General features: G+C 37.7%; 11 protein-coding genes. All 11 read right to left on the bottom strand.

From position 1 onward, the window contains the following. Positions 1-373, bottom strand: a 373-nt coding sequence (locus DSOL_RS24750) for a zinc-ribbon domain-containing protein (protein ID WP_139314608.1), incomplete at its 3' end; no start/stop codon positions are given. A 145-nt stretch (positions 374-518) separates the two neighbouring features. Then, complete coding sequence (gene terL / locus DSOL_RS24755; RefSeq protein WP_207649678.1) at positions 519-2123, bottom strand: phage terminase large subunit; 1605 nt, start codon at positions 2121-2123, stop codon at positions 519-521. After that, entirely contained in the window at positions 2110-3309 is a 1200-nt protein-coding gene (locus tag DSOL_RS24760; protein WP_075367397.1) for a DUF6575 domain-containing protein, read from the bottom strand. The genes terL and DSOL_RS24760 overlap by 14 nt, the downstream gene beginning before the upstream one ends. 14 nt (positions 3310-3323) lie before the next feature. Further along, positions 3324-3713 carry a hypothetical protein gene (locus DSOL_RS24765; protein ID WP_075367398.1) on the bottom strand — a complete coding sequence of 130 codons (390 nt, stop codon included), beginning with the start codon at positions 3711-3713 and terminating at the stop codon, positions 3324-3326. Positions 3714-3910: 197 nt separating this feature from the next. Continuing rightward, positions 3911-4759: a tyrosine-type recombinase/integrase gene (locus tag DSOL_RS24770; protein ID WP_075367399.1), complete on the bottom strand. Its 849-nt coding sequence runs from the start codon at positions 4757-4759 to the stop codon at positions 3911-3913. Positions 4760-4930: 171 nt separating this feature from the next. Beyond that, positions 4931-5536, bottom strand: coding sequence for a helix-turn-helix domain-containing protein (locus tag DSOL_RS24775; RefSeq protein WP_075367400.1), 606 nt, complete (start codon positions 5534-5536; stop codon positions 4931-4933). A gap of 60 nt (positions 5537-5596) precedes the next feature. After that, positions 5597-6541: a hypothetical protein gene (locus DSOL_RS24780; protein WP_075367401.1), complete on the bottom strand. Its 945-nt coding sequence runs from the start codon at positions 6539-6541 to the stop codon at positions 5597-5599. Positions 6542-6793: 252 nt separating this feature from the next. Further along, positions 6794-7258, bottom strand: coding sequence for a hypothetical protein (locus DSOL_RS24785; RefSeq protein WP_075367402.1), 465 nt, complete (start codon positions 7256-7258; stop codon positions 6794-6796). Positions 7259-7267: 9 nt separating this feature from the next. After that, a complete protein-coding gene (locus DSOL_RS24790) occupies positions 7268-7492 on the bottom strand; it encodes a hypothetical protein (RefSeq protein WP_075367403.1) in 225 nt (74 codons plus the stop codon). 139 nt (positions 7493-7631) lie between these two features. Then, positions 7632-8009: a response regulator gene (locus tag DSOL_RS24795; protein ID WP_075367404.1), complete on the bottom strand. Its 378-nt coding sequence runs from the start codon at positions 8007-8009 to the stop codon at positions 7632-7634. Positions 8010-8148: 139 nt separating this feature from the next. Beyond that, positions 8149-8622 (bottom strand): DNA-methyltransferase (locus tag DSOL_RS24800; RefSeq protein WP_139314609.1); only part of this gene is annotated, 474 nt, incomplete at its 5' end.

Genomic DNA, 8622 nt, shown 5'->3' on the forward strand with positions numbered 1-8622 from the left:
CGGTATTATAATCAATTTTACTTTCAGAGAAAGACTTCTGGATTTCAGCAATATCATCCTTCAGAAAAGTGTTGACACTCTTCTCCTTGTCTGTGTTTCCTTTAATTTTCTCGTCGTAAGTCTTCGTTGCTTCCACGTATTTATTATTGTTGATGTTGCTTTTGAAGACCGATACAGGATTGTTAAAGCTAATAATACCAACCACTACAAGAATTCCAATGACAAGAATTGAACAACTTAGAATAATATTCCTTCTGTTACTAAACCATTTCGGCTTATGTTCCTGCTCAATGACACCGGATAAATTGGCAGCGCACTTGTTACAGAATACACTATCCTCTGAGTTTTCAGCACCACATTTAGAACATATCATTTTTGATCTCCCCCCATTTTCTTAATTCTAAAACCACATACTAATGTCTGGATCTTTTAACCCTCCTTCAATAAGGTTTATAACGCTATTGTAAACTAAGGTACGGACAAAATTTTGTAGAAGCGATCAACACAACATCGAGCAATCAAAACAACAAACTCCTATCATAAAACCTAATGCTCTTTACCCCTTCAACCAACTGAACTGCTCCATAAAGCGAGTCTGGAGCATCATCATGTTTTGCTCCTTTGTTGTAATCCTTTACCTGATTGTTGTACCTGATATTGGCAGGATTGAATAGGATATGTCCCTTCTTTACTTCTGGCTCAAGAGATATAATTCGCTCATGTTTCTGGCCTCTACTGATTACTTCATCAACAGGAGTAAATATCTTATTCTTCCAAAGTTCCTCTTCAAACTTCTGCTTGATATAGCTTTGGGCCGCTGTAGTTTCGAATCCAATCTTTTCAACCGGATATTGCTGTATTTTTCCAATGGCTACCTGAAACAGATCGTCGGGAAGCAGTTTATATATACTGCCATCAACAACATACTTCTGCTTAGTTTTTCTATGAAGTCCGAGAATTGTTATTGCTGAGAAGTCATTTCTTTTACCGGCTTTTATTGCAGGATCAATGTACATTACGAGTTCCATTTCTTCAAAAGCAGGAAGCCTATCCCAATATTGAATATCCCGAAAGATATAATCATCTGTACTGCGGGGATCATTCTGCATTTCTTTATAGAAGGATTTGTCACCCATTGATTGCTTCTTGCACATGAGATAATAGTAATCAAGATACTCTGACCACAGTATTTCTGTGCCTTCCAACATTTCCTCCTGCTGATCATAAAAAAAGGACTTGGCAGTATCAATCCTGTCCAAGTCCAATAGGTTATTATATTTAGCTTCCCAATCACTCCAGAGATCATCTCGTTCGGCAAAGCATATGACAGCCGACTTTTTTATGCTTCTGACCCCAGGTATTTTTCCCTTCAGTAGATCAGCCATAAGATCCTCCTCGTGGAGAACGGTTCCGACAACTAATATATTGGTATCCTTTGTGCCGATCGGAATGACAACATCTGTGAAGGTATTCTTGACTTGCTCACGTTTGGTTTCACTTCTGGCTGTATCATCTTTAAGTAAGTCATCCAAAAGAACAAGTTGAGGTCGATGTTGCTTAAAGTGAGTTCCGCGCAAACTTCCATCTATACCACGAATCATTATGCAAGCATCGATGCCACCCTTACCCCTTATCCAAATCTCATTATTATTCCATCGGTTTCCTTTTTGAATACTGAAGTCCTCCATTAGCAATTCATTGTTTTCAAGCTCATCCTTAATCATATCAAGGAATGGTAGAGCAATCTGCTCTGTTGCTGATATGATCAAAGTAAACTGGGATTTATTGTAGAGCGTTGAATACAGGGGAAATAAAAAAGAGTTGATCGTGCTTTTGCCATGTTCCCTTGGCAATCCAAAAGCTTCAATCAACCCTTTGTTGTCTAACATGTATTTCAGTTCCTCGAATAGCTCTTTGTGAAATTCTCCAAACCTTCTATCAAAATATTTAGGGAAGTAGCATAAGCTAAAGAATTCTATGTCCATCTCGCCAAGTAACTTGCGTAGCTCTGAAAATGAAAACTCCCCGACAAGTTCTTCTATCTTGTTCGGGGAGAAGTATTTATTCAGATATTGCTTTAGCAGAAGGTTTTGGCGAGTATGGTCTTGGTTAAGTAATTTCAATATCTTCTCCTTCCTTCACCTTCACGTCAACATTTATCGCTAATAATGTATATACATATCTTTCTTCTTTTGTAATCTCATTTAACGTAATCCGTTGCTGTATTTCTGCTTGAACGTATTTAGGAACTTCAAATGTGACCCCATTAAAATTTTCTGAAAGCTTCCCAATAATATTTTCATCTTCTATGCTTTTAAACGCGAATGTTTGTTTGTCTACATTTATACCGACCATAGTTCCAAACATTTTTTCAACATAAACCATGTCTTTAATTTCTGTTTCCAGTAGTTGAATACTCCTTTCAATGTCGTCCATTGAAAAACTTATCTCAAACCTATAATTATTAGGAGAGGCAGCTTTTATTTTAAGACCTGTTTTGGCCTGAAGTAGTACTTTCATCAGTTGCCTATATTTGAATACCGTTTTTTTACTGTGATTGTGTAATATTTCCCTGAGTTTGTTATCGTCGTCTTTTGAATTTAATAAATCCAAAAACATTTTAAGTGTTTGAGAGAGATCAGTTTCACCAAACAAATCGCACAATCCTGGAGATTTAAATCTTACTCCAAAAGATGCCGCAAGCGTTCCCGCGACAACCGCTGTATTTCTATCACGAATATCTTTCGGTATCCTGCCCCTAAGACTCTCTCTCGGCATTGGTAACGTATATAAAATCTGCTGGGTGGTACTTAATACTTCGCCTAAAATATCACATTCAATCTCTCTACTATGATTATTAGTAACTAAAGCCAAATCTATAATATCACGTCTTTCTTTTTTGGCAATTTCTAATATATCATCTTTAACAACTGGCATTAATGGATCTGCCTCATAATCAAGGTAAACGTCATCATCTGGTAAATCGTCAGATAACACTTGTGGATCGAAAATTTGTTTTGCTTTTGCAATTGTTGAATCTTGACTTAATTCTAATTGCCAAATAAATTCGTCTTCTGGGTTTATGAATGCCTCTTTCAGAGATAATCTATTAGACTTCAATAGCGATAACTGCGCTTCGGATATTGGCAATAACATCCATTTTCCACAATCCATATCAGTCAACAGAGCGAGGTACTTATGTCTAGCCCTACTCATGCAAGTGAAAATCTGAGGTTCTTCATAGAAAAAAAATATTTCATCAACATATAACGTACCTAGTACATCGACTTTTAAAAACTCACGAAGCACAGTTATCACCTCCCCTAAGAGCAAATTACGAAATATGTTTCAGGCTTTGCGCCTTCATACAACCACCATGTGCAATGGGATTGAATTTTATTAGTAGGTGTTCGCTTTATCTTGCCAGATTCAATATATGTTATTCCAGTTGCAAAGCTCTTAAACTTTTTTTTAATGGCAGGAAGTTTCATCCCTTTTACACAAGCCTGTTTATCCAATAAAACTGACAGGCCATAAGCCAGAATATTATCTTTAAACTTTATTGGGTCTATTTGATAATATGATAGGAAGTCATTCTCAGTGACACTTTGCCCTTCACAATATCTGTAAACACATAATTCTTCCGGTTTTGCATTAGCCGGTGGACAATCCTTTGGAAAGTAAGCCGGAAAACTTAATTTCTTTTCACCCATAGTCTCCCCCCATGTGCAAAAAATCTAACATTTTATAATTACCCATTATGATACTAACAAACTTACGAATTCTTGTCTACAGTTATTTTCACCATATTTCTCCACAAAAATTTCCGTGCCATCTACTGCTGGGGCAATTTCAACAAATAGAAGCACCCCTCCCATTGGGAAAGGTGCATAAAAATAGAGCGGCTTTCTTACCACTCCAAGGCTTCCAGAGCCTCTACCTTATCCTGTTCTGTTGTGACCGTGTACAAATTCGTTGTCAGGATGCTATCGTGTCCGAGTATCTCCTGAATGGTTGTTATTGCTGTTCCTTCCTTGACCAGTCTATATCCCAGAGAATGCCTTAGCCGGTGTGGAGTTACATCAACTGATACTCTTTGCCCATACTTTTCAAGGATTAAGTTGATTGCGTTCCGTTTAAATGCTCCTCGCTGTCCTATCAATAAGAAGTCACTATCATTTTCAGGCCTAACATCAGCATAATCTTGGATTGCTTTACGAACATCCTTATTGAGTGGCAGTGTTCTGTAAATGTTTCCTTTGCCGATTACCTTGATTGTGCCTTTACGCTCGGATAATTCTATGTCTTGAAGCTTGAGATTGCAAAGTTCGCTAACCCTAAGCCCAGTGCCAAGCAATAGTTCAATGATGCATATATGAAGTGGATTGCGGTTTCGGTGTATCTCTGCTCGAAGTTTCCTTAGATCCTTTTCCTCCAAGCCTTTATATTGCCGAGCATCCCGATTCTTTACTGCCTTTATATTGATCTCATCAGCAGTTGATCCGCTTTCATAAAGCCATTTGCAAAAGGCATTGACGCTGGCGACCTTCCTATTGGCTGTCACCACTGATTTATTGGTATTGAGCAGATGCTTCTTGTATCCAATGGCATCAAGTTGAATCAGTTTATCTAGTCCACAATCCGTTCTACTACTGAACCAATCCATAAAAACCTTGCTGTCCCGAATATAGCAACTGATAGTATTCATGCTCAGTTCCTTGTTGGTGAGATACTCCTCGAAGTTGCCTAAATCAAGCATATAAACACACCCTTTCTTACTAGGTGTGTCCATGTTACCTCTGTATTGCCCTGATAGCAACTGAATACATAAGACTAATTATGGATTGAAACTAGGTTGATCACAGGCTTATTTCGGGTAGTTTTAGGCTCATATTGGGTATTTATCTCTCATATAACTGACGACATAAGATTATGCTTCAGTCGTTTCATTCCCAAAGCCATCCTCTTCAAATTCATCAAGAAAACCTTCCTCAGTTTCTTCTATGACTTCAGGATCGGGAAGTGTTGCCGCTTCTTCAACAATAGAATAATCTGCATCAACGACTTCTTCATTTATCATTTTAAGGAATTGTAGCTTCCTTTCTTCTTCCTGGCCCTTTGTATCAAAGACAATTTCCTTCCTATCGCCCCACTCATCTTTCTTCCGGTTCTTTAGCCAGAAGGCTTGAGCAGTTGGACTAGGTGGCATATACTTTTTGGTTTTCTCTATCCTTGTTCGCTTCTTGCCATTACGATCTTCCTCGATAATCGTTTTGATTTCCTCATATTCAAAACCTAAAGCGGTTTTCAAAACAGCATTTTCTACACGGTTATCTATAACAGACTTCCCCGCTGTAACGATGTCATTAAGCTCATTATATTGCTTCATATAAGTGTACCAACTGTCAGGACTTATGCCTAAGAGTACACACATCTCTTCATTGGTTTTACCATCCATGCACCAATTTCGAATCTCAGCCAAACGTGGAAAAACATTGGTCAACCACTTCGTATTATTTCTAGCTCTTGTACCCATATTACCTCACCTCCCCAAAATAAAAAAGAGCCTTTTGATAGGCTCATCCAAGTGCTAGCTCTAGACCTTCACGGCCTTTCCATCATTTGACCAAATAATATCTAGCTTTTTAGTTTTTAGCTTTTCCCTGTTGTCGAAAGCATATTTTATAAGTTCAGTAAAATAACGTTCAAATAAATCTAATACCCTAGATGGGAAAATGCTGATTAGATCATTATGTTCAGCTAAATATGACTTGTTCATAACGAAAACAGAAAATACGTCTGCAAATACATCGGAAGTGACAACCGTATTGTTTTTCAGATGAACATCAAGTTCCTTATTCATTTCAATAAAGGACTCTGGAATCATCATAACTTGATGGGACAATGCCAGCTGTAGTGCATGTCCTATCTCATGAATTAACACCTGACAAGGATCATGTTCTTCCGACCGAGATGCGAATGTAAGTATAAACCGATTGTGATAAGTTTCCGGCTGGCTTGCTTCAGAAAAGACTTCACAGAATGAATTAAATTGTTTATGTGAGTTATTAAAGAGGAATATTTCCAGTTCAGTTTTGCATGTTATAATATCAAAAATTCCGTACTTAAATTGAAGAAAGTTTAAAATCTTATTAACCTGTTTTTTGCTTAACCCTACTGTCTTAGGCTCATTAAATTCATTCTCAAACATATCTATCAACTTTCGCAGTCTAACTTTATAGTCTCTAATATTGCTAATTGAAATGAGCAAATGCGATGCATAAATTACTGGTGCCTTTTTATAATCATGCACATAAACATTTCGCACCGTTTCGGCATTATCACCTAATAATGCATCGAGTCTGTGGACGCCACCAATATTTAATAAGTACTCATTTAGGTAATTAATAAATTTTCTCTTATTGGCATTTTTAGATTCTAATACACAAAGACAATCCTTAAGAGATTTGCATAAATCATTTGCTGATTCAGCACGTCTTACATTTTCGATAATATTCCATAAATCCTTATCCAAATCCATTCATGCACCTTTCCTTAGTCAATCTACCCGTATTATATAAACCACCATCTCTATTATATAGTTTTGTCCAAATATTAACAGTAAGAAACAGAATCCTGAGCCGATGCCCCTCTGAACCCAACTAAAAACAATGAATATATTTTACCCCTTCCCCTATACGCCACACATTGTAATCCTATTGAACACTTACCCCACCAATAAAAAGTATCGCCCCACGCGCCAACGTGAAAGCGATATACAGCCGATATACTCTTACTCAACAACAACCTTTTCTGGTTTGCTTCCACTCCGAAAGGCAGAATTGCCCTCTAACCTCTCAAGCAGAATCTTTCTTATCATTTTATACTCATCGCCAATCATGCCGAGCCGGATGAGAAAAACCCTGAATGTAAACTTCGGATTATCACTTTCAGTTTTCTTACTGCTGGCTGTTTTCGACTTCAGAGCCATTTGGTTGAGCAAAGTGCAAAACTGTTCATATGCGATAATCCTCTCAGCATCCAGTGTTGCAGCAAACAATGGGAATATAACCTTATCTTCTTCAATCTCTATATTGCCATCCTGAACGCCAATGGCCGTTAAAATCAAATCCTTTTTACTTTCAAACAGCTTGATCAAATTCTCCTTTGACTTGTCGGTATGCTTTGAGTCATCTATGATAATCGTTAATCTGCAACTGGCATTTACTATTGAACCCGCTTCCTTTAATGCACTCAAAACCTTTGTTCATTCTTCCTGATTACTGTTCGGGATACAAATGCCAACTTTGTACTCATCGCCAGCTTCTCCTTCTGCCTTTTCCGGCTCAACCATTGAATCCATAAATACAGCCCAATTGCCAATATAGTATTGGTATGTGATCCCTCCCTTGTATTCTGGTTTAACCTCCAAGCATTCCCCAATAATTCCAGCAACCTCTTTCCTGCTAAGACCTGTAAGACTCATTAACATAATAAAACCCTCCATTTCTTGATTTGAACGTACACCATTAATCACTCTGAATGCACATTATATCAAGTTAAATGAAGGGTTTCTGAACAAATAAAGTGAGCAAGAATATTTTGGTGTGGCGAGCAAATCCAATAATAGTTTATACGACACTCAAATTTTGCATGTTCAATATCTCCCTCACCTGTTCTTTCAGCTTAAACAAATCAAAAGGTTTAGTAATGTAACATAGAATTCCGAGGTTCTTTTCTTGTTCTATATTATGCGGATCGTCATTGCCCGTCATCATAATCACAGTCACTCGACGGTCTAAGTCACGAATTTTCTCTAATGTTTCTATCCCGTTCATTCCAGGCATTTTCATGTCCAGTAATATAAGAGCTGGTTCAAAGGAGCTAAGTAACTGAAGTGCTTCAAATCCGTTCACTGCCATTTTGACTTCATGGTTATCATCCTGGAATATCTCAACGAGCAGGAGTCTCACTCCAAATTGGTCATCTACGACAAGGATTTTAGACATTCCCTAACCTCATCCCTTTCCTCATATTTACTTAATAATAGGAATATTCTGTATAAAACAGGAAACTCCTTCTCTTGCATTCCCTCATTTTTGAAATGCATAGCCTAAATGTTGAACCCGTGAAGGGAAAAGTGCACAATTAAACCGTCACCTGCTCAACCTTTAACTCCGAGTATTTATACTGCTGTCCTTCTCTTTCAATCACCACATCATCACCATTGATTCCATCTTTATAATTAATCCAGCGTTCAATAATAACCTGACAATATTTCGGATCAAGCTCTGAGCCATAGCAAATTCTATCTGTATTATCGGCTGCTAGTAAAGTTGTCCCACTGCCGAGAAATGTGTCCACAACAATATCTCCATACTTACTTGAGTTCTTGATGATATATTCAATCAGGGGAATGGGTTTCATTGTTGGATGAACATCATTTACTCTTGGCCTATCGAAATTCCATATTGTAGTCTGCTTTCTATCACCATTCCAATAATGTGCGCCTGTAGGCTTCCATCCAAACAAAGCGGGTTCATGCTGCCACTGATAAGGTTGCCTTCCCATGACAAAGGTATTCTTTACCCAAATACAACATTGAGAATGTTTGAAACCTGA

It is taken from the genome of Desulfosporosinus metallidurans, from assembly GCF_001936615.1.
Classification (GTDB): Bacteria; Bacillota; Desulfitobacteriia; order Desulfitobacteriales; family Desulfitobacteriaceae; genus Desulfosporosinus; species Desulfosporosinus metallidurans.